General features: G+C 64.0%; 27 protein-coding genes and 1 pseudogene. 14 read left to right on the plus strand and 14 right to left on the minus strand.

Annotated features, from left to right (window positions below; genetic code table 11):
* Positions 1 to 52: 52 nt before the first annotated feature.
* Entirely contained in the window at positions 53 to 463 is a 411-nt protein-coding gene (locus GSQ79_RS03785) for a DUF2237 family protein (RefSeq protein ID WP_158807405.1), read from the minus strand.
* A gap of 423 nt (positions 464 to 886) precedes the next feature.
* Here GSQ79_RS03785 and GSQ79_RS03790 point away from each other — a divergent pair, with 423 nt between their 5' ends.
* Complete coding sequence (locus GSQ79_RS03790) at positions 887 to 1,270, plus strand: cytochrome c (RefSeq protein ID WP_158807406.1); 384 nt, start codon at positions 887 to 889, stop codon at positions 1,268 to 1,270.
* 69 nt (positions 1,271 to 1,339) lie between these two features.
* Here the strand turns inward: GSQ79_RS03790 and GSQ79_RS03795 are convergent, their stop codons facing one another.
* The gene (locus GSQ79_RS03795) at positions 1,340 to 2,542 is read right to left on the minus strand and encodes a pyridoxal phosphate-dependent aminotransferase (protein WP_158807407.1); all 1,203 of its coding nucleotides are present in this window, start codon (positions 2,540 to 2,542) and stop codon (positions 1,340 to 1,342) included.
* A gap of 144 nt (positions 2,543 to 2,686) precedes the next feature.
* Positions 2,687 to 3,637: a phosphatase PAP2 family protein gene (locus GSQ79_RS03800; protein ID WP_158807408.1), complete on the minus strand. Its 951-nt coding sequence runs from the start codon at positions 3,635 to 3,637 to the stop codon at positions 2,687 to 2,689.
* 463 nt (positions 3,638 to 4,100) lie between these two features.
* On the opposite strand from GSQ79_RS03800, the gene GSQ79_RS03805 reads away from it, so the two are divergent.
* A complete protein-coding gene (locus GSQ79_RS03805) occupies positions 4,101 to 4,325 on the plus strand; it encodes a hypothetical protein (RefSeq protein ID WP_158807409.1) in 225 nt (74 codons plus the stop codon).
* Positions 4,326 to 4,399: 74 nt separating this feature from the next.
* On the opposite strand, the gene GSQ79_RS03810 is transcribed toward GSQ79_RS03805, so the two are convergent.
* The 5 genes from GSQ79_RS03810 to GSQ79_RS03830 all read right to left on the minus strand — a co-directional run bounded on the left by GSQ79_RS03810 (position 4,400) and on the right by GSQ79_RS03830 (position 8,848).
* Positions 4,400 to 4,813 carry a hypothetical protein gene (locus GSQ79_RS03810; RefSeq protein ID WP_158807410.1) on the minus strand — a complete coding sequence of 138 codons (414 nt, stop codon included), beginning with the start codon at positions 4,811 to 4,813 and terminating at the stop codon, positions 4,400 to 4,402.
* 9 nt (positions 4,814 to 4,822) lie between these two features.
* Positions 4,823 to 5,041, minus strand: a complete 219-nt coding sequence (locus GSQ79_RS03815) for a hypothetical protein (protein ID WP_158807411.1) — start codon at positions 5,039 to 5,041, stop codon at positions 4,823 to 4,825.
* Positions 5,038 to 5,946, minus strand: coding sequence for a hypothetical protein (locus GSQ79_RS03820; RefSeq protein ID WP_158807412.1), 909 nt, complete (start codon positions 5,944 to 5,946; stop codon positions 5,038 to 5,040). The genes GSQ79_RS03815 and GSQ79_RS03820 overlap by 4 nt, the downstream gene beginning before the upstream one ends.
* A 161-nt stretch (positions 5,947 to 6,107) precedes the next feature.
* Positions 6,108 to 7,355: a DUF1501 domain-containing protein gene (locus tag GSQ79_RS03825; protein WP_158807413.1), complete on the minus strand. Its 1,248-nt coding sequence runs from the start codon at positions 7,353 to 7,355 to the stop codon at positions 6,108 to 6,110.
* Entirely contained in the window at positions 7,355 to 8,848 is a 1,494-nt protein-coding gene (locus GSQ79_RS03830; RefSeq protein ID WP_158807414.1) for a DUF1800 family protein, read from the minus strand. The genes GSQ79_RS03825 and GSQ79_RS03830 overlap by 1 nt, the downstream gene beginning before the upstream one ends.
* Before the next feature lie 286 nt (positions 8,849 to 9,134).
* Between GSQ79_RS03830 and GSQ79_RS03835 the strand changes: the two genes are divergently transcribed.
* Both GSQ79_RS03835 and GSQ79_RS03840 read left to right on the plus strand, forming a co-directional pair.
* A complete protein-coding gene (locus GSQ79_RS03835; RefSeq protein WP_158807415.1) occupies positions 9,135 to 9,785 on the plus strand; it encodes a Dps family protein in 651 nt (216 codons plus the stop codon).
* Positions 9,786 to 9,937: 152 nt separating this feature from the next.
* Positions 9,938 to 10,411, plus strand: a complete 474-nt coding sequence (locus GSQ79_RS03840) for a histidine phosphatase family protein (RefSeq protein WP_158807416.1) — start codon at positions 9,938 to 9,940, stop codon at positions 10,409 to 10,411.
* 110 nt (positions 10,412 to 10,521) lie between these two features.
* On the opposite strand, the gene GSQ79_RS03845 is transcribed toward GSQ79_RS03840, so the two are convergent.
* Positions 10,522 to 10,764 carry a hypothetical protein gene (locus GSQ79_RS03845; protein ID WP_158807417.1) on the minus strand — a complete coding sequence of 81 codons (243 nt, stop codon included), beginning with the start codon at positions 10,762 to 10,764 and terminating at the stop codon, positions 10,522 to 10,524.
* A gap of 225 nt (positions 10,765 to 10,989) precedes the next feature.
* Between GSQ79_RS03845 and GSQ79_RS03850 the strand changes: the two genes are divergently transcribed.
* The 7 genes from GSQ79_RS03850 (at position 10,990) to GSQ79_RS03880 (ending at position 19,988) form a co-directional block, all read left to right on the plus strand.
* Positions 10,990 to 11,976, plus strand: a complete 987-nt coding sequence (locus GSQ79_RS03850; RefSeq protein WP_158807418.1) for a catalase family peroxidase — start codon at positions 10,990 to 10,992, stop codon at positions 11,974 to 11,976.
* A gap of 190 nt (positions 11,977 to 12,166) precedes the next feature.
* On the plus strand, positions 12,167 to 12,754 hold the full coding sequence (locus tag GSQ79_RS03855; protein ID WP_158807419.1) for a hypothetical protein: 588 nt from the start codon (positions 12,167 to 12,169) through the stop codon (positions 12,752 to 12,754).
* Between the two features lie 41 nt (positions 12,755 to 12,795).
* The gene (gene uvrB / locus GSQ79_RS03860) at positions 12,796 to 15,429 is read left to right on the plus strand and encodes an excinuclease ABC subunit UvrB (RefSeq protein ID WP_158807420.1); all 2,634 of its coding nucleotides are present in this window, start codon (positions 12,796 to 12,798) and stop codon (positions 15,427 to 15,429) included.
* A 451-nt stretch (positions 15,430 to 15,880) separates the two neighbouring features.
* Positions 15,881 to 17,215: an AIPR family protein gene (locus GSQ79_RS03865; RefSeq protein WP_158807421.1), complete on the plus strand. Its 1,335-nt coding sequence runs from the start codon at positions 15,881 to 15,883 to the stop codon at positions 17,213 to 17,215.
* 839 nt (positions 17,216 to 18,054) lie between these two features.
* A complete protein-coding gene (locus GSQ79_RS03870) occupies positions 18,055 to 18,459 on the plus strand; it encodes a hypothetical protein (protein ID WP_158807422.1) in 405 nt (134 codons plus the stop codon).
* A gap of 221 nt (positions 18,460 to 18,680) precedes the next feature.
* Positions 18,681 to 19,253, plus strand: coding sequence for an endonuclease domain-containing protein (locus GSQ79_RS03875; RefSeq protein WP_158807423.1), 573 nt, complete (start codon positions 18,681 to 18,683; stop codon positions 19,251 to 19,253).
* 27 nt (positions 19,254 to 19,280) lie between these two features.
* On the plus strand, positions 19,281 to 19,988 hold the full coding sequence (locus GSQ79_RS03880; protein WP_158807424.1) for a Rap1a/Tai family immunity protein: 708 nt from the start codon (positions 19,281 to 19,283) through the stop codon (positions 19,986 to 19,988).
* A 157-nt stretch (positions 19,989 to 20,145) separates the two neighbouring features.
* Here the strand turns inward: GSQ79_RS03880 and GSQ79_RS03885 are convergent, their stop codons facing one another.
* A complete protein-coding gene (locus tag GSQ79_RS03885) occupies positions 20,146 to 20,568 on the minus strand; it encodes a DUF805 domain-containing protein (protein WP_158807425.1) in 423 nt (140 codons plus the stop codon).
* A 325-nt stretch (positions 20,569 to 20,893) separates the two neighbouring features.
* Between GSQ79_RS03885 and GSQ79_RS03890 the strand changes: the two genes are divergently transcribed.
* Positions 20,894 to 22,132 (plus strand): MFS transporter, encoded by a 1,239-nt coding sequence (locus GSQ79_RS03890; protein WP_158807442.1) that lies wholly within the window; start codon positions 20,894 to 20,896, stop codon positions 22,130 to 22,132.
* Here the strand turns inward: GSQ79_RS03890 and GSQ79_RS03895 are convergent.
* Positions 22,129 to 22,776: a TetR/AcrR family transcriptional regulator gene (locus GSQ79_RS03895; RefSeq protein ID WP_246725086.1), complete on the minus strand. Its 648-nt coding sequence runs from the start codon at positions 22,774 to 22,776 to the stop codon at positions 22,129 to 22,131. The two genes, GSQ79_RS03890 and GSQ79_RS03895, sit on opposite strands and share 4 nt — an antisense overlap.
* A gap of 635 nt (positions 22,777 to 23,411) precedes the next feature.
* Here GSQ79_RS03895 and GSQ79_RS03900 point away from each other — a divergent pair.
* Together GSQ79_RS03900 and GSQ79_RS03905 are read left to right on the plus strand one after the other, a co-directional pair.
* Complete coding sequence (locus tag GSQ79_RS03900) at positions 23,412 to 23,807, plus strand: hypothetical protein (RefSeq protein WP_158807426.1); 396 nt, start codon at positions 23,412 to 23,414, stop codon at positions 23,805 to 23,807.
* 66 nt (positions 23,808 to 23,873) lie between these two features.
* Positions 23,874 to 24,137, plus strand: a pseudogene (locus GSQ79_RS03905) (type II toxin-antitoxin system YafQ family toxin); the annotation flags it as partial.
* A 1-nt stretch (position 24,138) separates the two neighbouring features.
* On the opposite strand, the gene proC reads toward GSQ79_RS03905, so the two are convergent.
* The 3 genes from proC to GSQ79_RS03920 form a co-directional block, all read right to left on the minus strand.
* Entirely contained in the window at positions 24,139 to 24,948 is an 810-nt protein-coding gene (proC, locus tag GSQ79_RS03910; RefSeq protein WP_158807427.1) for a pyrroline-5-carboxylate reductase, read from the minus strand.
* A 5-nt stretch (positions 24,949 to 24,953) separates the two neighbouring features.
* A complete protein-coding gene (locus tag GSQ79_RS03915; protein ID WP_158807443.1) occupies positions 24,954 to 25,454 on the minus strand; it encodes a YbjN domain-containing protein in 501 nt (166 codons plus the stop codon).
* 382 nt (positions 25,455 to 25,836) lie between these two features.
* Positions 25,837 to 26,127 (minus strand): accessory factor UbiK family protein, encoded by a 291-nt coding sequence (locus tag GSQ79_RS03920; RefSeq protein WP_158807428.1) that lies wholly within the window; start codon positions 26,125 to 26,127, stop codon positions 25,837 to 25,839.
* Between the last annotated feature and the right edge of the window lie 73 nt (positions 26,128 to 26,200).

Consider the following 26,200-nt stretch of genomic DNA (forward strand, 5'->3'; position numbering starts at 1 on the left):
TGCACGCCCGCCAGATCAATCGCAAGCCCGCAATGGCAAGGACGCCGGTGCTTTAGGAGAGATCTGCGCCGTGGGCTTTGAGGTCGGCGAGAGCGCAATGCGTCAGCGCGCCCTCATGCGTCGCCTTGAGCGCTACGCGCGGCGCGGCACCGGCCAGAAAGGCCTCCTGCCACCGCGGGGCGCACAGGCACCAGCGGTCGCCGGGCTTGAGACCGGGAAAGCCGTACTGCGGCATCGGTGTCGACAGATCGTTGCCGCTGGCTTTCGAGAAGGCCAGAAAGTCCTCGGTCAGGAGCGCGCAGACGGTGTGGCTGCCGCGATCCTCGGGTCCGGTGTTGCAGCAGCCATCGCGGAAGTAGCCGGTGAGCGGATCGCGCGAACAGCTCTCCAGCGGCTCGCCCAGCACGTTGCGTGCACTGCGGCCGGCCCCGCCGCCCCCTTGTCCCGACTCGTCCTGAAACATGGAGGCCTCCCCTACCGCATGACGCCTTCGGCCCTCACGCGTCGGCATGCTCGCGCGCGCCGGCCCTCAAGTCCAGCGCGGCGGATCACGACGCTTTGAAGACACGGTGTGCCCTCGATATCACAGACAATTGCGGGAGGCCTTGCTATTCCTGCTGCGGCGCTGACGGAGCGCGACGCTTATTCGGGGGAAAAAGCGGCGCGTGCCAACAGGGTTAAGGGGTAAAGGGCCTGGCACATCGCACACGCGGTAGAGCCGGGCCTTTTTGTTTTGAGCTGTTTATTTGCCCCCATCGGCTGAGCCAGCCGTGCCTGGCGTCGTTACGCTTGGTTATTCCCCAATGGATAGATCAAGCAACTTGAAGCCTAGAGACATCATTTAACCCGACGGCTCGCGGGAGATGATGTCATGATCGCAAGAGGCTTGAGTATAGCAACGACCCTGGCAGTCTTCGCAGCAGGGGAGTGCCCGCCAGCCTGGGCCGACTCCGGTCCGTTCACGACGCAGCAGGCCGATGCCGGCCATACGCTGTTCAACAACAACTGCGCACAATGCCATCGGCCGGATCTCTCCGGCGCGCAGGGCCCGGCGCTGACCGGCGATCAGTTCAAGGCCAAGTGGGGCGACAAGACCGTGGCCGAACTTCGCAGCTACATTCACGAGAACATGCCGAAGACGGCACCGCACACGCTGGCCGACGACAAGCTCGACCCGATCGTCGCCTGGATCCTGCAAAAGAACGGGGAGCAGGGCGGCGACAAGCCGCTCACCAAGGATTCCGCGGAAAGTGCGAAGGTCGCGAAGTAGCGCCTTCGCGATGTTGCGTCGAAAGGGACCACGCGCCTCTGGCGCGATCCTGTTTTGTCGTTCCTGGCTTTACCGCAGCGACGCGCAAAAGCGCTGGATCATCCCGCAGGCTTCTTCCAGCACCGGCGTCGCGGTGGCGTAGGACAACCGGAAGTTCGGGCCGAGGCCGAAGGCCGTGCCCTGGACGACGGCAACGCCTTCGGTCTCGAGCAGGGCTTCGACGAAGTCCTGGTCCGTCTCGATCTTCTTGCCCTGCGGCGTGGTGCGGCCGAGCGCCTCGGCGACGGACGGGTAGACGTAGAATGCGCCTTCCGGCGTCGGGCACTGCAGGTACTTCGCCTGGTTCAGCATCGACACCACCAGGTCGCGGCGTCCCTCGAACACCTTGCGGCTCTGCGGGATGAATTGCTGCGTGCCGTTGAGCGCCTCGACGGCGGCCCATTGCGCGATCGAGCAGGCACCCGACGTCTGCTGGCCCTGCAGCATGTCCATCGCCTTGATCAAGCTCAGCGGGCCGGCGGCGTAGCCGATCCGCCAGCCGGTCATCGCGTAGCTTTTCGACACGCCGTTGATGGTCAGCGTGCGCTCCATCAGGGCGGGCTCGACCTGGGCCGGCGTGGTGAACTCGAAGTCGCCGTAGACGAGGTGCTCGTAGATGTCGTCGGTCATGACCCAGACGTGGGGGTGGCGCACCAGCACGTCGGTCAGCGCCTTCAACTCGGCGCGGGTGTAGGCGGCGCCCGAGGGATTCGACGGCGAGTTCAAGAGCAGCCACTTGGTCTTCGGGGTGATCGCCCGCTCCAGCGCCTCGGCGGTGAGCTTGAACCCATTGTCCATCGACGTCGCCACGGTGACGACCACGCCGTTGGCGATCGCCACCATGTCGGGATAGCTCACCCAGTACGGCGCCGGGATGATGACCTCGTCGCCGGGGTTCACCGTGGCGAGGAAGGCGTTGAAGAGAATGTGCTTGGCGCCGGTGCCGACGATGATCTGCGCCGGCTTGTAGTCGAGCCCGTTCTCGCGCTTGAACTTGTCGACGATCGCCTGCTTCAGCGGCACGATGCCGGAGACCGGCGTGTACTTCGTCTCGCCGCGCTCGATCGCCGCGATCGCCGCCTGCTTGACGTTTTCGGGCGTGTCGAAGTCCGGCTCGCCGATGGTCAGTGAAATGATGGAGCGCCCCGAGGCGGCGAGATCCCGAGCCTTCTGCGAGGCGGCAATGGTTGCAGACGGCTTTACGCGCAGCAGCGCGTCGGAGATGAACGACATGAGGAAGGCTCCTTTGAACGGGTCCGGAGAGCATCGGCTGTCCGCCGATGCCGGCTCTGCGGTCATGGGGCGCGAGCCGGGCCCTGGCGCGGCCGGACCATAAACACGGCGCTTGGGCCGGGCAACATCAAATCGGCGGACCCGTCAGGCCGGCAAACTGTCGCTCGCCAGCGCCGCGGGACAGGCGACGGGACCACTGCCGCGCGCCACCGGGCGTGCCACGCCGTCCATGGCGCGGGCCGCCCAGACCGCAGCGATGGCGACGGCGATCCCCGCCACAACGTCCACGAAATAATGACCGCCGTTGACGGGGGTCGAGGCGATCATCGTGGCATTGAGGCCGAGCCCAGGCCAGCGCAGCCATCGCGACCGCCAGAAGGCGACGGCAAAGATGATGCCGAGCGCCGCATGAAAGCTCGGGAAGGCGATGATGCCTTCCGCCCCGGTCAGCGAAACGACCCTGAGCGTGCCCGTGCGCAAGTCGGTCAGCGGCTTAAGAGGGTCGAAGGCCGCCGTGAGATCGAGCCCGGGATAGTCCCGCGCCGCAAGGCCAAGCTCGGTAAAGACAGAGTGCGCGGGCATGAATGCCGAGACCGTCACGGTGACGAGCCCGGCTACGATCACGGCGACGACGAATTGGCGGCAGGCGGCGCGATTGCCGGTAAGGCCCAGCACAACCGTCGCGACGATCAACTGTACGCGGATACTAGCGTAGGTGACGCCATAGACGGTGGCCAGCCAGGGATGGCTTTCGACGAAATGGAGATAGGCGATCCAATCCAGGCCGAGGCCGTGGTCCCAGGCGGCGAAGCGGTTGTCCCAGTAGGGCGTTGCGAACGCCGCGACAGCGTAGGACAGCGTCGCCCCAACGGCGGAAAAAAGGATCAACTGCGCCGTGCCGGTCAAGGCGGTCGCGATGTTCGGTTCGGGGCGGCGGAAGCGATAGAAGGCGGCGCCAATGAGAAGGACGATGCAAGCGGCAGCAGGCAGCAACGCGCTCGCCCAGTCGAAGGTCAGGCCGAGGGTGCGCATCACGAAGGCCGCGGCCGCCCCCAAGAGGACGATCAGAGCCCAAGCCGCGTTTACACCCGCCATCGCCGTGCCTCAGCTTTTGTCGCTGCGCCACCATAGCCACCAGCTCTGAAGTCGGAGTTAACCGGCGTGCCCTCAACGCCGCACCCGATCGGCTCTGCCGCAAGACCCCGTCAGTGTGGGCCGGCCGTTGCGGTGAACCAGCCGAGCAGCGCTGTTCGTACCTGCCTCGTTTTGATACACGTCCGCTCCGGCGCGGCGCGCCTGGAGCGCCGCCGATGTTGCGCAAAAGCCACGGCGGCCGGGGCCGTCCCGCGCCCCTTACTCCCGGAACGCGCCGCCGGATCAAAGATTCGGGCATTGTCAAAGAAAAAGCGACGCGCCCCTGCAACTTTTCGCGGCCACACCCTATTTACTATCCGAGAGAATACAGACGCGGGTGACGGGTCGGTCCCGTCGAAACGAAACCGGAATTAACGTTCCGGCGCCAGTGTTCTCCCATCAACTCACGGGGATGGGACAGTTTATGTCAATCGCGGATCATTTCGACCATGCACCGGACGCAGGCTTCGTCCGGAACTACGACTCGAACAGCGCGCGCCGCCAGTTCAAGGTGTCGTTGATGCTGGTCGTCGTCATCGCAGTGGCCGCATCGGCTCTCGGTTTCCTCGTGCGTTTCGACCAGTCTGCCCAGGATCGGGCGGCGTTTTCGCCGGTGACGCCGTCCTATGTCGGATCGCTGAGCCGCTAACGCCAAGCATCAACTCATCCATCGTCGTCATGAAGGGCTCCGCTATGCGGAGCCTTTTGCGTTGCGGACCGGCCTTACGCGTTGAGGATGGATTTCGTCGCATTGAAAAGGACGAAGATGTTGAGAACCGCGATGACGAACCCGATGATCTTGTCGCGGCGCGACATGGTCGTGTTGGAGCCGGTAATGTTGATGTAATAGATCAACCTACCGACGACGAAGCTCAGCAGCAGGCCGATGTAACAGTTCCATCCGTCGGGAATCAGCGCGAGCGTTTTGAGGGCCGACCACAAAAGGCTGATGGCACCGGTCGCCCCGGTGAAGGAGACGAGCGTTTGCGGCGTGATGAATGCGCCGACGCTTTCTGGAGCCGTCTCGGGCGCGGCGGTGTTGCCATCGTCCCCAATCGCTTCCGCGCCGGCCCGTGGGATGTGGCGCTGAACGGTGGTCGATGTCAGAGGAATATTGAATATCGATGAAACTCTCATTGATTCATCCTATTGCGTCACGATGGTCCCAACGATTTTGATTGTTACGTCAAGGGCATGGGCCTTAGCCCAGAGCATAACCGCGTCGCGCGACTTTGCCTCGTCACGGTCCAGCAGAAACACCAGCCGATCATCGACATCCTGGGCGACGCCGATAATGCCGGGATAGGCCCGCACGTCATCCATCGCCGTTTCAGCCAGGGGGCGCGGTTGTTTTGGATGCATCATATGACCGAGATCCCCAAGACCTTTTCGACATCGGCGATCGGATTGGCGAACCCGAGAAACGATTGGGGCGCCGCCGCGAAGAGCAGGCCGGCAACCCGATCATGTCGGTCAAGGACGACGGCCCCCGAATCGCCCCGTCGGGCAAACACGATGCCGCTGCCATCGATGCCGATTTGATCGACGAAGCGGGCCGTTCCCGCGGCGTAGGGAATATTCAACGTCACGACATAGACGAAAGTACCCTTCGTCACGGCTGTTGTCGCGCCTGACTTCCAAAGGTCATCGCCGAACGCGAGTGATCGGTTGACGCCTTTCGGCGCCGTTCCGATTCCGGTTATGCTGCGCGAATGGGCGCTTGGCGTATCGAACGCGATCAAGGCGCCATCGACGGTGTTGGTGGCGCCCGTCGACAGCACGACGTTGCTGCCGCGCGCGAAGGTTCCGATCTTGGAAGCGGCCGTGCCGCCATGCGCCTTGCCCGGCGCCCAGACCGGATCGCCATGGCTTTGCCCGGCCAAGGTTCCGACGACGTGGTCGCAGGAAAGGCCGAACCGCATTTTGTTCGCGTCCTCGACCAAGCATCCCAGCGTGCCCGAAGTCTGCCGGCCGGACCCCGCGCCGACCGAGGATCCACCGGCAGCCACCGACTCGATCGGGCCGACGAGGCGAATCGGAACCGGCTCTGACAGCAACGGACGCAAGGCCTCCTCCAGGCCGAACGCTTCCCGTTCCACCAGCACCGTCAACCCCTCCGGCGATATCGCGACACCGACGACGGAATATTCCGCGTACCAGTGCGAGCTCAGCAGCGCGTGACCGAGCCTGCGGTAAAGCGCATAGGACGCGGATGGCACAACGCGGCCGTCCAACGGTTCGCCAGGCGCTTCCTCATCCCGAAAACTCATGCAAGCCCACCGTCAACGCATCGGCGGGATCATTATGGATTGCGTCACCACAAAAAGACAACCCGGACCATGACTGGAGACGGCGATTGTCTCGCAGGTCTCAAGGCGTCGGGTGCGCGTGCAAAAGCTATACGGGGCCGCTCGATCGACCCCCACCTGGGTCAGGCAATCAGTCCCTGCATCGGCCGCACCCCTATGGTGCCGGGAAATACCGACTCGCCAAGAACGGCGGGCGACAGGCCGAACTGGTCCGCGAGCAGGCCCTTCAGCACGGCGCGCAGATCGGTTGTCGCGGCAAGGTCGCGCTTTTCGAACAGCTGCGCCTCCTTGAGCCCTGGCCAGTCCGCGACGACGCGGCCGCCCTTGATGGCGCCGCCTGCTAGAAAGGCGACGGTGCCCGTGCCGTGGTCGGTCCCGACGGTGCCGTTAACCTTTGCGGTCCGGCCGAACTCGGTGATGGCGATGATGGCAGTATCCGCCCACTTCGCGCCAAGCCCGGTCTGAAAGGCGTCGAAGGCGCCGTCGAGGCCGCCGAGCAGCTGCATCAATCGGCCGGTCGCTCCGCCTTCGCCGGCATGGGTGTCCCAGCCCTCGAAGGCGAGCGCCGCGACGCGCGGGCCGTCGTCGGCCGCGATCAGTCGCGCGGCGCCTTGCGCAGCCTGACGCATGCCGGCCGGCGAGCCGGGGCCGCCCTTGTCGCGGCGGTCCGCACCCATATCGCGTGCCGCGATCCTGTCGACCTGCAGGCCCTGGCTCATCGCCCGAGCGAGCAGCGGGTCGCTGTCCTCGTAGAGCGCAAGCACGCGGCGGGCGAGTTCGTCGCTTGCGGTCGGGATGACTTCCGGTGCCCAGCCGACGACGGGGGCGGCGCCGCGAAGCACCAGCGGCGTCGCCGCGCCGATCGCGAGGCCGCCGAGACGCCCGACGCGATCGCCCTGTGGCAGCGCCGCGATGGCGCGATTGAGCCAGCCAGACTCGGTAAAGCCGGGACCGGGCATGCCGCTTTCCAGCACGTCCTGGCCGTCGAAATGCGAGCGCTCGCGGTAGTTCGTAGCCGTGGCATGCACCACCAGCGCGCTTTTCTCGCGGTACATCCGGGCGAACACCGGCATGCCGGGATTGAGCGCGAAGAACCCGTCGAGCGGCAGGCCGGGATGAGCGCCGTCGAATTGGAGGGCGAGAGGCCCGTGCAGGCCGACGTAGTCTGGATCGCCGACCGGACCGACGCTCGCCAGTCCATCCAACGCACCGCGCAGAATGATGACGACCAGGCGCGGGTCTCGCGCGCCCGCCGCCGAGGCGATCTTGGGGATGAAGGCGGCGCCGAACAGGGCCGATCCACCGGAGACCAGCGCCCGGCGCGAGGGATGAAACAAGGCGCGGCGAGACGGATGGGGCAAAAGCATCATTATCTCCGCTGCATTTCGGGCGACATGAGCAGCAGGGCGAGCCCCTGCTGCCGGCTTTCGGCGCCGCGGACCGCATCGCGCGTCTGCTGCGAGGGCTTCGCGCCGCACAAAGCCTCGAGCAGGTCGCTGGGGTTCGGCGGATCGCGCAGCCTGCTTGCCACCTGCGAACAATAATCGAGCCTGAGCTTCATGCCCTCGGGCGAGGCCCAGGCCGCTGCGGTATCGGCGAAGCCGTTCGGGCCCGGCGGCGTCCACAGCCCCATCCCCATCAGGTTGAGCGGGCCGATGACCTGGCCCGGCTCTTCCGGCAGGTGGCCAAGCAACCGGTTGGTCGCGACGATGAACTCATAGGGGCTGCGCATCTTGGCCGGCGCCGCGTCCCAGGCCTCTGCGGCATCGACGAGCGCGAAGGTCAGCGCGCGCAGATCGCCGCCGCTGTCGTGGAACACGTGCGTCAGCCGCTCGACAAGCGCGGGCGGCGGCTGGTCGGATACGAAGGCGCGGGCGAACTTGCCGGCGATGAAGCGCGCCGTCTCCGGCCTGCGCGCAAGATCGAGCAACGCAAGCTGCCCCTGCGTCGCGCCATCCTCGGGGTAGGTCTTGCCAAGCAATTGGATCGGGCCCGGCTCATGCGTGGCGGCATTGAAGAAGAACGTGCCGGGCACGCCCTCCTTACCATTGGCGTTGCTGATGCTCCAGCCGGTGAGGATGCGGGCGAGATTGGTGACGTCGGTCTGGGTGTAGCCGCTGCCGACGCCCAGCGCATGCAGCTCCATGATCTCGCGGCCGAGGTTTTCGTTCAAACCTTTATGCGCCTTCAGCCCAACCTTGGAATTGGGCCCGACGGATTGCGCGTTGTCGAGAAAGTGCAGCATCGCCGGATGGCTCTCGACGGCGACCAGCATGTCGGAAAACCGGCCGAGCACATGCGGCCGTATGGCTTCGCGCTCGAACGAACCGACGGTCGCGCGGGCGATCCCGCCCTTGTTGGCGGAGACGCAGAAATGGTTGGACCAAAAGGCGACGAGCCGCTCGGCAAAGCCGACGCGGGCCTCGATCGCCCGACGCAGTCGTGCCAGCGCTTCGTCGCGGAAAATGAGTTGTTCGGGTGACGGGGGTTTTGGCGCAGACTTAGGCGGATTTGCCAGCAGCGCCGCAGCCTTTGCGGCATCGGCTGCAGCGACTTTGGCGAAGACCGGCGAGACGGCGCCCAACGCCGCAAGCTGTTTGCCGCGGGCGAGATCCTCGGCCTGCTGGGTTGCGAGCTGGTCGCGCTCGAGCTTGCGCGCGGCCTGATCCCGGGTGAACTGGTCGATGGCGGCGGCGGTCGTCGGCAGGGTCGCGCCGGACAGCAGCGCAATGCCCGGCTGCGCCAACTCGGCCTTGAGGAAGCCGCGTGGGTCGGAGGCCGCAATGGCGACGTCGCCGTCGCCGCGCGGCCCGTAGCCGAAGCGGGTCAAGGCAATCAGACCGAGATTTGCCGTCGCCGCCATGCGCGCGTCCGCCTCTGCCACGGCACAGACGCGAGATCGCGTCGGCAGGCGGCACGCTCAATAAGGCACGACAATGCTGGCTATTCGATGAACACGACCGCTTGGAAACGCGTCAATCGAACGCCCACAAGCCGCCGCCTTCCCCTCAGTTTTTATTGGCGAAGACTCAAAATTTGCGCGTGGGAAAGGCAGGAGACCTCCTGTAGCGCTAGACTATTGTCGGCAGTGCGGCATGCGACCGGCGCGCCATAGTATCGTTTTCATTTCTCCTGCGGCGGACGCTTCCTTGCGCCATCTTATCCCGGCTGCCCTCATCCTCCTGCAGACCGCGACCGGCGCCCCGGCTGCCGCGGACGGATCCGCTGCGGGGCCGTTTCCACGGAACGACCTCACCACCCAGCCGATCGTCGAACCGGCGGGCGGCCGACCCGGCCTGTTGCACGTGGTCGGGGCGTTGCAACGCTCCCTGACGGCGCTGCAGCAGCTGGAATTGCAGATCAAGCAGGCGCAGTGGAATGTCTCCGGGACCCTGTTCTTCCCGTTGCATCGCATGCTCGCCGAGCAGGCCCAGGAGACGACGCGCTGGATCGATCTTTGCGCCGAGCGGCTACTGGCCGTCGGCGCCTCCGCCGATGGCCGCGGCACGACAATCGTCCGCACGCCCGGCCTTCCCGAAATGCCGGGCGGGTTTTTGGATGATGCGCAGGTGCTCTCCTGGTTCACCCTGGCCTACAAGACCGTCGGCGAAGACCTGAAGGATTCGAGCAAGGAGATTGCGGAGATCGACCCAGCCTCCGCCGGCCTGCTGCAGGAGATCGAACGCGGGATCGCCCGCGCCCAGTGGCACATGCGCGGCGAGTTCCAGAGCACCGCCACCGATCCGAACACCGGCAGCGACCTCAACGACGGTAAGCCGGTCACGCCAGCACCGCGATAACGCGCTCCCGCAACTTCGCGAGCAAGTCGCTCTGCAGATGGCAGCCTAAAGACCAGGGCCGCGTGAATTGCCTGAAATCAATATCTTGCTTAACTTTGCCGCGTGCAGAGCATGGACGACTGTTGCAACAACGAGCAGCTTGCGAGGCGCCGATGTCGGAACAAAAAATTCTGGTTATGCGACATGCGGAAAAAACGGAGGATCCGCGTGACCCCGATCTCTCAAATGATGGCTTCGAGCGCGCGAAGCGCTTGGTCACCTGGCTGCCGGACCAGTTCGGCAACCCCGATTTCATCATCGCGACCGCACCGTCGAAGCACAGCATGCGGCCGATCGAGACCGTCAAGCCGCTCGCCAAGAAGCTCGACGTCGATATCGACGACAGCCTCGCCGATCAGGAATACGGCGTTCTCGCCGACAAGCTGCTGACGAAAAAGCGCTTCCAGGACAAGATCACGTTGGTCTGCTGGCATCACGGCAACATACCCAATCTCATGAACGCTTTGCACTGCAAGCCTGACAGCTATCCATACCCCTGGGACCGCGACATCTTCAATCTCGTCCTTGTCGTCACCTTCGGACCGGATGGAACACCCACCGTCGATCAAGTTGTCGAGCCGTTCTGATCGCGTGCTTCGGCTGCCTCTAAGTCGCGTGAGCCGACGCCGGCATTCGAGCGAAAGCCAGCGTCGCTAAAACGATATAGAGGCACAAGCCTCTTCAGGCAGCGGCCTCGTTACGGGCAGAAGAAGGTGCGGCTGAGCGTGTTGCTCCGCTCCTGAACTTTTGCGCCAAGCGAGTAGGAGTGGCTGCTGCGCAGCCCCTCGGAGAACACGCCGTCAAACGCCGACCCGTCGGTCGCGACGGGATCTGCGGGGTAGGGGCTGGCGATCGTGATGAGCTGCGCGGTCTGGGCCGCAACCGATGTTGCGGCGCCGAGGGCGAGAACGGTGGCGGCGATGATGATCAAATGTCTCATGAAGAGTCTTCTTGGGTCGAACGGTCTTGCAGGTAGGTACCTGTGTCTGGTGGCATATGTGGTTTCGCCTTCACAACGTTCAAGGGGCGGCGATCGCACCGCGCATCGAATCCGCCATTTCCAAGACCCGCACGGCCAAGCTTCGGCTGGCCGAACACTTGAAATGCTTCTAAGGTGGGCCGCCGCCATCGGGCGGTCCTTTCTCGTTCACTCTGGGAATTTCCGATGCGTTTCTCCCGTTTTGGTTCGACCGTCGCGATGATCCTCGCCCTGGCGCCAATGCACGCGGCCTTGGCGGCAGATCCCTCCACGGCCGAACAGACCGTCGACGCCCTGAACAAGGTCTGGGGCGTCCATCCCGGCTTCCGCGCCAACCATGCCAAGGGCGTGGTGGTGGAAGGCACCTTCACCCCCAATGCCGAAGGCCCGAAGTTGAGCAAGGCCCTGCTGTTCCAGGGCAAGCCCTCGCCGATCACCGTGCGCTTTTCGGATTCCGGCGGCCTGCCGACGATCCCCGACGGGGCTGGCCCCGCCAACCCGCATGGCATGTCCGTCAAGTTTCACCAGACCGACGGCTCCGACGTCGACATGGTCGTGAACTCGCTGAAATTCTTCCCCGTCGCCACGGGCGAGGATTTTCTCGCTCTGCTCCAGGCGATTGCCGCCAGCCCGCCGACCGCACCGAAGCCGACCGCGCTCGACACGTTCATGGGCAGCCACCCCGCCGCCCCGAAGGCGCTGGGCAGCGCCACGACGCCATCGAGTTTCGCCCGCGAGAGCTACAATGGCATCGACGCCTTCATCTTCGTCGACACCGCGGGCAAGCGCCAGCCGTTCCGCTTCAAGATCGAGCCCGTCGCCGGCGAAGAGCATCTCGACAAGGATGCGGCGGCGAAACTGGCGCCCAACGCCCTGATGGACGAGATCGTCACCCGCATCACCAAGGCGCCGGTGAGCTTCACGCTGAAGGCGCAGCTCGCCAACCCCGGCGACCAGACCAAGGATCCCACAAGCCCCTGGCCGGCCGACCGCAAGTGGGTCGAGCTCGGCACCATCACGCTGGACAAGACGGTGGCCGACAGCAAGGCCGCGGAAAAGCCGCTGCTGTTCCTGCCGAGCAACCTGACCGACGGCATCGAGATGTCCGACGATCCGCTGGTCGATGCCCGCAACCAGGCCTACGGCGTCTCGTTCGGCCGCCGCTCGCAGTAAGGTCCCTTCCCCCTTGCGGGGAAGGGTTAGGGATGGGGGTCGTCGGGTTCTTCGATGGCGCTGAAGAACACCGTGACCCCCACGCCCAACCTCGCCCCGAAGGGGGAGAGGAGTCGCAACGCTATCCCTTGGCGCAAAACCGCGGCATCACCGCAAGCCTCTGTTAAACCGGCTCCGCTAGTCTTCCGCAATGCCGCCCGCGACCCCCACCTTCGGTAAGCGCAATCGCGCCAGCGCCGCCCCGCGCCAGAATCTTGCGCCGACGCCGGCCGCGGGTCCGGCCGTCGCGATCCCGGACCAGGCCGCCTTCTTCGCCGCCGCGCGGCAGGAGATCGACCCGCCGGACACCCGCCGCAAGATCGTGCCGCGCTCGTTTCGCGCCGCGCTCCTCGCCGGCCTGGTGGTCGCCTTCTGTCTCGCCGGGCTCGACATCACCAAGGCCGCTGCCGTGGATCCGGCGCTCGAGCCCCTGCTCAAGATGAGCGGCCTGCTCGCCAATATCGGCCAGGCGCTGCCCTACATGATCGCGCTGAGCCTGCTGAGCGGCGCCCGCACCGCGGCGACCACGTTGTTGATCGCCCACCGTCTGCTGGCGTGGCGCGGCGAGAGCGGCTACCTCGCCTATGCCGCCGGCGGTGCGGCGGCCGCCGCCGTCTGGACCGTGCTGGTCTTGGTGCTGCTCGGCCACGCCCCGACGCACGGCTGGGTCCTCGACATCGCGGCCGGGGCCGGGGCCGGGTTCTTCTACCGCATGTTTGCGGGCGCCACACGCGTCTGAGCCCTCTTTCATCGGGCCGTGTCGCGCGCCATATTGTCCAAATGCCGAACCCGCCCAAAACAGCCGTCGACAAGACCGCCGCCAAGCCCGCAAAACCCCGGACCGTCAAGTCGAAGGCGTCGAAGCCGGATCTGGTGCCGCTCGACCAGCATCTCGCTGCCCTGCTCAACCCCGCGCTAAACGTCGCGCGCCCCGGCTTCGACGAGGCGTCCGCGCCCTTCGACGCGGGCCCGGTGTCGCGCATCGACGCCCAGCTGGCGAAGAGCTTTGGCCTGACCCATGGCAACGCCACGGCCGCCGCGCCGGCGCGCGAGCCGGCCCTGTCCCATCCGCGCGGCATGATGGGCGCCGCGGCAACCGCGGAATCGCTGAAGGCGCTGCTCGAGGCCGGCGATCCCAATATCCGCGAGCAAAAACCCTGGACGCCGCATCGCCCGGAGCGGCCGGACAAGTCCGAAGGCGGCATCAAATTCGAGATCGTCTCGGAGTTCGAGCCGAAGGGCGACCAGCCCGCCGCCATCGAGGAACTGGTCGCCGGCGTCAACGCGGTGGAACGCGACCAGGTGCTGCTCGGCGTCACCGGATCGGGAAAAACCTTCACGATGGCGCAGGTCATCGCCCGCACCAACCGCCCGGCCCTGATCCTCGCGCCAAACAAGACGCTGGCGGCGCAGCTCTACGGCGAGTTCAAGAGTTTCTTCCCCAACAATGCCGTCGAATACTTCGTCTCGTATTACGACTACTACCAGCCCGAGGCCTACGTGCCGCGCAGCGACACCTATATCGAGAAGGAAAGCTCGATCAACGAGCAGATCGACCGCATGCGCCACGCCGCGACGCGCGCGCTGATCGAGCGCGACGACGTCATCATCGTCGCCTCCGTGTCCTGCATCTACGGTATCGGCTCGGTCGAAACCTATACCGCCATGACGTTTACGGTGACGCAGGGCGAAAAGATCGACCAGCGCCAGCTCATCGCCGATCTCGTCGCGCTGCAGTACAAGCGTAGCGGCGGCGATTTTGCCCGCGGCATTTTTCGCGTGCGCGGCGATACGGTGGAGCTGTTTCCGGCCCACTATGAAGACCGCGCCTGGCGCATCGGCTTCTTCGGCGACGAGATCGAGAGCATCGTCGAGTTCGATCCGCTGACGGGAAAAAAGACGCAGGATCTGCAGTTCGTCAAAATCTACGCCAACTCGCATTACGTCACGCCCCGACCGACGCTTTTACAGTCGATCAAGGGCATCAAGGGCGAGCTGCGCCAGCGCCTCGACGAGCTCAACGGATCCGGCCGACTGTTGGAGTCCCAACGGCTCGAACAGCGCACGATGTTCGATCTCGAAATGCTCGAAGCGACCGGATCCTGCGCCGGCATCGAGAACTATTCGCGCTACCTCACCGGCCGCAAGCCGGGCGAGCCGCCGCCCACGTTGTTCGAATATTTGCCCGACAACGCGCTGGTCTTCGCCGACGAGAGCCATGTCACGGTGCCACAGATCGGCGGCATGTATCGCGGCGATTTTCGGCGCAAGGCGACCCTTGCCGAATACGGCTTTCGGCTGCCGTCGTGCCTCGACAACCGCCCGCTGCGCTTCGAGGAATGGGAGGCGATGCGGCCGCAGACCGTCCACGTCTCCGCCACGCCCGGCACGTGGGAGATGGAGCGCACCGGCGGCGTCTTCGTCGAACAGGTCATCCGCCCCACCGGCCTGATCGACCCGCCGGTGGAAGTCCGCCCGGCGCGGGCACAAGTCGACGACGTGCTCGGCGAGATCCGCGCGATGGCGCTCGACGGCTACCGCTCGCTCGTCACCGTGCTGACCAAGCGCATGGCCGAAGACTTGACGGAATATCTGCACGAGCACGGCGTCCGCGTCCGCTATATGCACAGCGACATCGACACGATCGAGCGCATCGAAATCATCCGCGACCTGCGCCTCGGGGCGTTCGACGCCCTGATCGGCATCAATCTTTTGCGCGAAGGCCTGGACATTCCGGAGTGCGGGCTCGTCGCCATTCTCGACGCCGACAAGGAAGGGTTTTTGCGCTCCGAAACCAGTTTGGTGCAAACCATCGGGCGCGCGGCACGAAACGTCGATGGGCGCGTGATCCTCTATGCCGACAAGGTCACGGGATCGATGGAGCGCGCGATGGCGGAAACCTCGCGCCGCCGCGAGCGCCAGTCCGCCTACAACCTCGAACACGGCATCACGCCCGCCTCGATCAAGCGCGGCATCCAGGACATTCTGGGCAGCGTCTACGAGCAGGACCACGTCACCGTCGACGCCGGGATGGCCCAGGACGTCTCGCTCATCGGCCACAACTTCAAGGCCACCATCGGCGACATGGAAAAACGCATGCGCGAAGCCGCCGCCAACCTCAACTTCGAGGAAGCCGCGCGCCTGCGCGACGAGGTCAAGCGCCTGCAGGCCGTCGAACTGGCGATCGGTGACGACCCGATGGCGAGTCAGCGCGACGTCGAGAATGCCGCCGGGGGGTATGCGGGCGCGCAAAAATATGGGCGGGCGGCGAACGTGCCCGCGAACCGCCCGCACAAACCGACGGACAGCGAGATGGGGCCGCATAATTTTGGCGGTGGGGAGGCCAAGCCGCTGGCGCGCTCGATGGCGGGGAAGAGCGGGTCGCGGGTGTTTAAGGGGAAGCGGCGGGGGTGACTAACTTTCGTTTGCAAATAATTTGCGAATCGGGAAGGTTCATGAAAAGCAAACATCGGATTTGATCATGCATCGCGTTTTACAGTCGCACGTGAACGAGTTTAAAACTACACATTCACTAGAAATGAAGGACGCAGAACTATTCGAAGCCTTTGGCGCCTATACGCTAGCCTCGCTGTATTCATGCGACGCGGTAGAGCCTGAAAACCTAATATATGAAGGTCCTGACCCCGGAATTGATTCAGTAATGTTTTTTGCTAACGAAAGGTGCATTATAACGAAAGAGTAAATCGTATCTACATTTTCGAGTAAAAAATCTGATAACGAGATTAATATCGTATTTATACAGTCAAAAACGTCAGAGAAATGGGGAAAAAAAGAGCTTAACAATTTCGAGTCTGGCGTACTTGATTTTATTTCAGAGAACCCAAGCCATCAGCTCGCTGACTTTTTGTTAGAAAAAAAGGCAATATTCGACCTCATAATAGGAAATCTGGGAAAGGTAAAAGATGGAAAACCCGGTGTGTATTGTTACTTTTCCACTTCGGCGCCCGAAAACAAAGCGATTGAAATCGAGAGCGCTCGGAAGACGTTCGAGCGGCGACTTGCTGATACTGGTTTGTTTTCATCCTTTCAAACCATCCTCTTGGGGAGAGATCGGCTAGTAGAAATCTATCGAGCGTCCACTGGCGCATATAATGCCAAATTTACAATTATTGGATCGGCGTCCTTTCCCAAAAGCGACGGGATACAAGAGAGCTACGTTGTTACCGTACAAGCTAAGCCTTTTATAGAGGCTGTCTTAAAGGACCAGCAGGGCAATCTCCGGAGATCAATATTTGACGGAAATGTAAGGGATTTTATTAAACTTGAGGATAGCCCAATTAATCTGGCTATGAGGGGTTCCCTCTTAGATCAAAAGAGTGCAACCCGCTTTGGCATTCTTAATAATGGCATTACGATAATATCACCAGATGTTCGACTCCAAAGCAATGAGATGTATATCTCTAATTATCAAATTGTGAACGGATGCCAGACCTCTAATGTCTTATATGGAGAGCTTGATAGAGTCTCTGCAGATACGACCTTGATGGTAAAAATTGTGGAGACGAGCGACCAAGATATTGTGAACGAGATCGTTGAGTCGACTAATAGCCAAAACAAGATCGAGGATCACCAATTTTTGGCTCGCATGGATTGCGTCAAAGCCATCGAGCGTTACTTTCGGGCTCGATGCGAAGACAACGCTCAGGTCTTGTACTTTGAGCGTCGCCCCAATCAATATAACAATCAAGGGTTAGCTGCAGTAAGAATATTTACTATTAAGGAGCTTGCGAGATGCTGCGGTGCTATGTTTTTCGATAGGCCTGACTTGTCAGCCAGATATCCGAGCCAGCTAGTAGAAGAACTTAGTACGACTGTATTTGATAAGGAGAACAAAGAGGAAATATTTTTCACCAGCGCCTTTGCCTACTATAGACTAAAGCTACTGCAGTCAAATCAAAGCATTGATGCCATTCTGCATAACTACAAATTGCACACGCTTATGGCCTTAAAATATTATCTGCTTGGGGATAGCATCCCAAGCGTCAAAAATAATAAAATAGATGCTGACTGCAAAACGATAATTGACTTTCTTTCCAAATCAGACGCGGCTTCTAGGGAGGTCTGGCAAAAGATAGCCGATATTATGAAAAAACTTAGCATTACAAGTCGTGATGATCTTCGAAGGACTCGCCTTAACGCAGAATTGCGTCAGCTCTTGTTGTCACAAAGGCTGCTCTAGATGGGCATTAAGCCGGAGCCGCAACAGATTGCGCTTAAATCTCGATTCTACGATGCAAGAATGCTTTCCGCTTTGGTGGAATCACCAAAGTGATAAGAAGTCGCTTGTTTAGAGGACTTCGAGTATTGTTTTAATAACAAAAGGCGGCAAATTTTGTGGAAGATGCGCTAGCGCGCATCTGTGACGGTGTTGTGGCGGCGCGGCTTCGCCGCGTCATTGCCACGGACATCCGGATGGGTTGCCCTGCAGCCGTCCCTTTCAAGGATAGCTCTACTGTCGCGCAGAGGCTCCCCTTCTCCCGCTTGCGGGAGAAGGTGTCGCGGCGCAGCCGTGACGGATGAGGGCGCTGGGCGGGGCTTCGATGATGAGGCGCTGGGTGAGCTTCTAATTTGAAGGGCCTTCTGCACCACCCTCATCCGACCCTTGCTGACGCAAGGGCCACCTTCTCCCATGAATGGGAGAAGGGGTTCCGTCGGCTTCAGTGGCCGCCGTCCGACGGCATCCAATCCTCGAAGGGAATGGCCGACCCGAACCCATGCCGGCAATCCGGATGGGTTGCCCTGCCAGCCGTGTCTTTCAAGGATGACACTGCTGCGCGCGAGCCCCCTTCTCCCGCCTGCGGGAGAAGGTGTCGCGGCGAAGCCGTGACGGATGAGGGCGCTGGGCGGGGCTTCGATGATGAGGCGGCTGGCGGCCTTCGATGCGGGCCGTCTGGACCGCCCTCATCCGACCCTTGCTGACGCAAGGGCCACCTTCTCCCATAAATGGGAGAAGGAGCGCGCGGGATGGGTGGCGGGCCCCCCCGCCGACGCGCAGGCTGGTTGGAAAGGATCGGTCGCATGGCACAGGTCGTCGTTCTCTTGATCGGTCTGAATCCGGACGTGCTGGACCTGTCCGGCGTCCCCGCCGCTGACACCGAGAGCGCACGCGCCGCGATTCAGGAGCGGATCGAGCGCAACCTCGCCACGCTGCGGCGGCTCGGCTATGTCGCGGATTTCTGTGGCACCGCGACCGAAGAGAAGCCGGCCGCCGATCTGCTTCTGACCATGATGCGCGCCAAACGCTACAATGGCATCGTCTTCGGCGCCGACATCCGCCTGTCCGTGCCGCACACCCGCCTCTTGGAGCGGCTGCTCAACCTCGCGCAGGTGACGAGCCCGGACACCGTCATCGTCTTCGACGTCGGGTGGGACGATACCGTGCCGGCAGTGCGGCGCTGGTTTACGTCGTGGGACGACGGATGAGGGGTCGACACGTTTTGCCGGCGGCAGGACTCCCCTTCTCCCGCTTGCGGGAGAAGGGGAGTCCTTGCGTGAGCAAGGGTCTGATGAGGGCGCTGAGCGGGGGCTTCGATGATGAGGGCCTTCTGCAGCGCCCTCATCCGACCTCGCTTTCGCGAGGCCACCTTCTCCCACAGGTGGGAGAAGGAGTTCCGCCGGCTTCGATGCCGCGCTAAACTCTAAGAATGCCGCCGCGCATACCCGAACGCCAGCTCCTCCGCGCCCGCATCATGCGGCGGGGGCAGACGCTTGCGGAGGAGATGCTGTGGCTTGGCTTGCGAAATCGGCGGTTGGGCGCAAAATTTCGCCGGCAGGTGCCGATCGGCGCGTTCATCGCGGATTTTGCCTGCGTGGAGGTGAAGCTCGTGGTCGAAGTCGATGGGCCGTCGCACGAGACCGACGCGGGACGGTTCATGGATGCGCGACGGGATCGCTGGTTTCGCGAGAACGGCTGGTGCGTGGTGCGGGTGCCGAATGCGCTGGTGGTCGTCGGCGGGGATCTCGCGCTTGATTTGATCAAGGCGGCGCTGGGACGCAAGGGCGTGCTCCTTCTCCCGCTTGCGGGAGAAGGTGGCCCTTGCGTGAGCAAGGGTCGGATGAGGGCGCTGGGCGGGGGCTTCCATGATGCGGGCCTTCTGCATCGCCCTCATCCGACCTCGCTGCGCGAGGCCACCTTCTCCCACGTGTGGGAGAAGGGGCGCCGTCGTCATCGTCGCGTACTCCCACAACCCCATAGCGTCTCCCCAAGCACCGGTTAAGCTGGCGCCGCCACGCTGGGGATCCCAATGCTCAAAACGCTCATCATGCTTCTCGCACTCGCCGCGCTCACAACCCCCATCCACGCCGAAACCTATTTCAAGGGATCGCAGATCCTGGCGATGTGCGAGGCGGCGGGGGACGCGTCGGCGGCGGTGGGCAAGCGCAACATCTGCGCGTTCTATCTGCTCGGCGTGTCGGACGGGCTGGTGACGTCGTCGCTGTACGGCCGGGCCGCAACCGATAAGAGCGCGCTCAAGCCTACCCTGTGTCTGCCTGATGGCGCCGGCATCGCCGTGCTCTCCGATGCGTTCGTTACTTACGGCAAGGCGCATGCGGCGCGGATGGACGCGGGCGGCGGCGAAGTGGCGGCGGCGGCGCTGCAGGCGCGCCATGGCTGCGGCTGGTTGAAGGCGAAGAACAGCAAGCCGGATGTCGTGTTTCTCAGCGCCGGCGATCTGCTGCAAAAATGCGCCGACGCCAATGCGGTCGTCGGACTCTATTGCCTGCACTACGTGGTCGGCGTGTCCGACCTTTATGCGGCGATGGGGGCCGGCGGCGTCAAGGGCGTGGCGGCGGCCGGCTTCGCCAAGCAGATCTGCTATCCCCGAGACATGGCGGACGACCAGCCGAAGCGCACGTTTGTCGCCTATATGGCGGCGCATCCCGAGGCCAAGGGCGATCCCGCGGCGCTGACGGTGGCGCGGGCGCTGCATCTGGCGTTTGCGTGTCGGTAGTTCTGCTTCTCCCGCTTGCGTCGGACGATGTCGCGACGAAGCCGTGACGGATGAGGGCGCTGGGCGGAAGCGTCAATGATGAGGGCCTTCTGCATCCCCCTCATCCGACCTCGCTACGCGAGGCCCCCTTCTCCCACGAGTGGGAGAAGGGGTTCTCTTACGCCGCCGCCCCGTAAGCCGTGCCCGTCCGCAGCAGCGGGTCGGGACCGAAACGGTTCGGGCCGGGCGTTCCCGCGAGAAAGCCGGTCTCGACAAAATACCAGATCGCGCCGATCAGCGGGACGACCTGAATGAGCAGCCAAAAGCCCGACTTGTCGCGATCGTGGTAGCGCTTGATGGCGATGCAGAGGCCGGCCCAGACGGAGAATACCCCGAAGGCGAAGACGATCACGTTGAAGGGCAGCGCGGCGACGCCGGTGACGTTGTAGGCGCCGTCCTCGGTCGCCTGGTTCGGGATCGCCCCGCCCAAAATCTTGCAGAGAACGCCGGCGACGAGATCCGCGATGATGATGAGGATCGTGGCTTTCCAGAACGACGCGCGGTTGAGGCGGCCGGCGGGCGAGAAGAGCAGCTGTTTCATGATGGTGGTTCCCCCCAAAAAAGTCCGGCGACGGGGCGCGCGGATGAAAGAGGTTTGCATCATATTGGCGCCGGCGCCGCATGGTTTCGGCGGGCAGGCGCCCGTCTCCCGCTTTCGAGAACGGAGCGCGGCGGGACGTCGCCGTCCTGACCGCTGCGGCTGGCACCGGCATAACGCAGCGTGAGGCAAAAATGGGGGTGCCGGCCGCGCCGCATCGACACCGTCTCTCGCCAATGGGACAAGAGACCCGCATCGGGAGCGCCGTTTCGTGACCTCACCCAAAGCCGTCCTCGCCCACCTCGTTTCCGATCGCCGGCTCGGCGCGATGGCGGGGCTCGGCTTCGCCTCGGGCATTCCCTACCTGCTCGTCTATGTCACGCAGTCGGCGTGGCTGTCGGAGGCCCAGGTGCCGATCGCGACGATCGGGCTGATGAGCGAGCTGACGCTGGCGTATAAATTCAAGTTCGTGTGGGCGCCGTTTCTCGACCGCTACGACCCGCCGCTGCTCGGCCGGTTTTTGGGACGGCGGCGCGGCTGGATCGTCACGTCGCAGATTGCGGTGATGCTGGCGCTCGCCGGCGTCGCCTTCGGCGATCCCGCGCAGTGGCTGGCGTGGACCGTCGTGTTTTCGCTGGCGCTGGGCTTTGCCGGGGCGACGCAGGATGTGGTGATCGACGGCTGGCGCATCGCGGTGGCGCCTGTCGAGCGGCAGGCGCTGATGGCCTCCTGGTCGGAGGTCGGCTACCGCATCGGCATTCTGGTGGCCGGAGCCGGCGCGCTGTTTCTCGCCGACCGCATCGGCTGGCGCGGCGCCTATCTCTTCATGGCCGCGGCGATGGTGCCCGGCATGATCGCGGCGCTGCTGGCGCCGGAGCCGCCATCCGATGTCGCGCTCGCCGCGGCGCCGGCCGAGCACCCGGGCTTCGCCGCGACGATCATCGCGCCGATCAAGGAACTGGTGCAGCGGCTCGGGCCGCTGGCGCTGCCGATCCTGGTGCTGGTGGCCGGCTTCCGCATGCCCGGCTACGTCTCCAACGCGATGGCGCTGCCGCTGTTCAAGAGCCTGCATTATTCCAACACCGACATCGCCACGGTGACCAAGCTCTTGGGGTTCTGGGTGGCGCTTGGCGGCACGTTTCTGGGAAGCTTCATCGTGCCGCGACTCGGCATGATGGCGAGCCTGCTGCTCGGCACAGTGAGCGGCTCCGCCTCGCACCTGGCGCTGGCCTATCTCGCGGCGCATGGCGACCATGGCGGCGGCGAGTTCTGGCTGTTCGCCGTTACCGTCGGCATCGACAGCTTCGCCTATGCCTTCGCCTCGATCGTGCTGATCACCTACATGTCGTCGCTTGCCGGGACCGCGCTGGCGGCGAGCCAATATGCGCTGCTGACCTCGCTCTGCGCCTTTCCCGGCAGCCTGCTCGCGGGGTCCTCAGGCTTCATCATCGAGCGGCTGGGTTTCACCGACTTCTTCGTCGCGACGTCGCTGATCGGCGTGCCCGTGGCACTGCTGTGCTGGTGGGTGTGGCGCCAGCAGGCGCTCGAGCCGGCGGCGGCGGCCTAAAACTTCGTCGCCTCGTCGGCTTCCTTCTTCCAGTCGCGGCCGTCGTCGCGGGGCGAGCCGGGGCGGCGCTCGAACAGCGCGCGGGCCAGCGACACCAGCGGCGACGCCAAGCGGTTCAGGTCTTCCGCGCGCGAAACGAACTTGCTGCCGCGCTCGAGCTCCTTGTCGAGCAGCGCCATGGTCTTCGCCACGCCGGCGTCGTCGTCGTGGAACCAGGTGCGCAGCACCCGGCCCCAGAGCAGCACGAGCCCCTGGACCTTGACCGCGCCGACCGGGCCTTCCGACTCGATGCCGGCGGCCTCCAGCATGAAGCGCATGGAATTGACTTCCAGCCGGTTGACCGAGGCGGCGGCCATCGGCGCGCGGCCGAGCCATTCGGCGATGCCTTCCAGCCCGTGCTTATAGGGCGTGAGCGCGTCGAGCCGGCGCATCAGCACGTCGAACAGCCGCTCCTTGGCCGGCTCGTCCAGCAGATCGTCGCTCGTGCCTTCGAGCACGATGCGGTCGATTTTCCGCGAAAACCCCGCCAGTACTGCCCCCTTGGAAGGATAGAGATCGCGGAAATCGGCGAGCGACAGATTGGCCCGGGCGGCGATGTCGGAGATCGAGATGTCGTCCCAAACCCGCTCGCCGGCCAGTTCCATCAGCGCTTCGATCAGCGCGTCCTTGGGGGCCGGCTTGACGATTTTCGGCGCGTCGACGACGGCCGCCTTGGGCTCGGCGTCGTGCTGCGAAAACGACCCATCGTGATCCTGCGCCATAGGCCGTCTCCCTCGCGGCGTCCCATACGCCTTGCCGCAATGTAACCCCTTGCCGAGGGCCTTCCAAGACTTTCCTCGGCGCCATGAGCCCGGAGCGCCCGTCGGAACGCGATGCCATCCGCCCCCTGGTTAGAGGACGCCACGTGCACCATTGTTGCTCGGGCGCCACATCTGAATCGCGGAGCCGGTCTCACCATTTTTGCGTCACGAGGCGTCACGCGTCACCATCAGCTTCGCTGAACCAAGGCGAGGATGCGCGCTGCGGGCGGGTGGATCAAGATCCGGCGCAATGTTCGATCTCGCAATTGCACATCGGCGCGTGTGAAAGCGGTCGGTCGGGCGCAATGGCTAACACCGTTTTGCAAACGCGAAGTCTGACGCAGCGCAACCTGAGCCGCGGCCGATCGAGGATGCGTCACGTCTGCTGGATCCGCGGCTTACGGCGAAGTAGGCTCTCCTGACTAGCTCGTCGCGTCACCGTCTAGCTCGGCACAAGCGCCTCGTGTTACGATTACCTCATGGCTCGTCCCAGCACTGCAAAACCCGTTAAAGAGAGCCCGCCTGGTGGCCGATCGCTTCCCGCAAGCGCCTCGTCTCTCACGTTGGTGACCGGAATCACTCTGGGCGGGGCGGCTGCCGCGGCTCGCGAGCTATCGGCTGGTCAGTTGATCGACGTGCGGCTCAGTTTGCCGAAAGAGATGTCTGGCGAATTGATCGCGGAGTTTCAGCTTACATTGACGGAGGCCTTCCGGCTGTTCCTCGACCAGAAATTGGTTGTGGCTAAGGCAGAGACGGGCGGCCGCTCGCCAACCCCGCGCCTCCGCCGGGCGATTGCGAACACCGACAAGCTCAGGACCGCCCGCTTTACGACCGCCCAGGACTTGTTCGATGCCCTCGCGAAAGCAGAAGGCTAAGCCGGAAAAAAAGGCAAGCCGGCCGCGCAAAAGCGCAGCACGCTTCCGCGGCGGTCCGACTACAGCGTCGATTTCAAAAAGGCCTGGAAGCGCTATGAATCCGCCGGCCGCGTCGACCTTGCAGAGGTCAAGACGGTCATGACGCGCTTGATCAACAACGACGCGCCGCTGCCCGCAGAATACAAGGACCATGCGCTGGTCGGCGGCTGGGACGGCTACCGCGAGTGCCACGTCCGCAACAATCACCTGCTGGTCTATAAGCTGGTCGACGGCGGCGAGACCATCCTATTCGCCGACATGGGCAGGCATGCTGAGCTGTTTAAGAGCTAATCTAACCCGCGAGCTCCGCCGCACGGCGCTTCGCCGCCGCAATCGCTTTCGCCATCAAAGCCTTCAACCCATCCGGCGCCCGCAAGACGTCCAGCGCTGCCGCAGTCGTCCCGCCCGGTGATGTCACGGCCTCGCGCAGGGCCGCCGGCGAGCGATCGGGTTGCGACGCCATCAGCGCGCCGGAGCCTTCGACCGTGACGCGGGCGAGCCGCGCGGCCACGTCGGGGGGTAGGCCGGCGGCCGTGCCGGCCTCGGCCAGATATTCGGCGAGCAGGAACACATACGCCGGGCCAGAGCCGGACACCGCCGTCACCGCATCGATCAGGGATTCTTCCAGCCACTCGATCTGGCCGACGGCCGACAGCAGCGTTCCGGCGATGGCGCGGTCCGCGTCAGAAAGCGTCCCCTCGCCGGCCAACGCCGTAATGCCCTGGCCGACGGAGGCCGGCAGGTTGGGCATCGCGCGCACGATGGCGCCCGCAGCCGTCAGACCGGCGCGCAGGTTCGCCAGCGTCTGCCCGGCGAGGATCGACACGACCAGCGTGTCGGGCCCGACCAGCGCGGAGAAGGCGCCGGGATCGCTCGAAAAAGTCTGCGGCTTGACCGCCAGCACGAGCACCGCGGGCGGCGTCTCGGGCGGTGCGCGCGAAATGCCATTGGCGTCGCACAGCGCAGCTGTCGCTTCGTCGAGATGCGGATCGACGACGTGGACGCGTGACGGCGCAAAACCCCGGTCGAGCCAGCCGCGCAGCAGCGCTCCGCCCATCTTGCCCGCGCCCATCAAAACCAGCGAGCGCGGCCATTGGGACATGGCAGTCACGCTTCGCCGCGCGTCTCGATCATCGCGGTATCGAGCGCCTCGCGGCCGGTCTTGCCGGCCCAGACCACGAACTGAAAAGCCTGGTAGTAGCGCTCGCAGGCCAGCACCGCGCTGGTCAGCACCGCCTCGCACTGCTTGCCGTTGAGCTCGGCGCCGCCGGCGAGCAGCAGGGCATGGCGGAACATGATCACGCCGTCGCCGGGCCAGATGTCGAAATGGCCGATCCACATCTGCTCGTTGATCAGCGCGACGAGGCCCAGCACCTCGGTGCGGCGCGGCGCCGGCACCTTGAGATCGAAGGCGCAGGCGACGTGGAGTGCCTCCATGTCCTGCAGCCAGGTGAAGGCGATGTTGTAGTCGGTCCAGCCGCCCGCGACGGAGATCGAGATCTCGTCCTCTTCATCGCGGTCGAAGGACCACTGGTTCGAGGCGGCAAGCCGCTCGATCAGGTCGACAGGGTTTTCGTGGCGATCGACTTCGATCTGCGACAGCGACATTCCATGGCCTCGGTACAGGCGGGCGAGACGAAAAGCCTCGATGACGCCAGTGAACGGAACGCGGTTACTCACTCGACAGGCCGTTCGTCGAGGCATCACCAGCTCCGAATCGCTGGCGCGCGCCGCGAATGAATCACAACGGGAGCTATGCGATCAAGACGATCATTCCCGGTGCGAATCCTTGCAGGCAAGGTCGTGGATTCGCGTGAATCCGTCCATCGCGGAAGCTGGCATGTCCACAGCTGAAGCGTGAAGGGCCTTGAATCCAAGAGCCTGCGGGCGGCCCGTGCAACACAGCTTATTTTGCCTGTGCCTCGGACGCTTAGCTCATGGCGGCGTCCAGCTGCGGTGGCAGCCGGACGGACAGGGAGGACAGGCGAGCTTAAATCGCGGGATCGCCGGCCGATGCGGGCGGGGTCGCGGCGGTGCCGAACCTGGCCTCGAGATCCTTGATCCGCCGCTCCAGCCGCTCGTTCTCCTCGCGCGCCATGACAGCCATCTGCTTCACCGCTTCGAACTCTTCGCGGCTCACGATGTCCATCGCGGCAAGGAGGCGTTCGATCTGACCCTTGAGGACCGTTTCGGCTTCGCGGCGGACGCCTTGCGCGACGCCCGACGCATCGGACACGAGACGCGAGAAATCATCGAATATGCGACCGCGCGGTTGACGCATCACGCTCTCCATGGGGCTGCCGGACGGAACGGGGCGCAGCACGCCTGTGACATGGTATTATTCCGCGACGCGC

It is taken from the genome of Beijerinckia sp. L45, from assembly GCF_009765775.1.
GTDB lineage: Bacteria > Pseudomonadota > Alphaproteobacteria > Rhizobiales > Beijerinckiaceae > RH-AL1.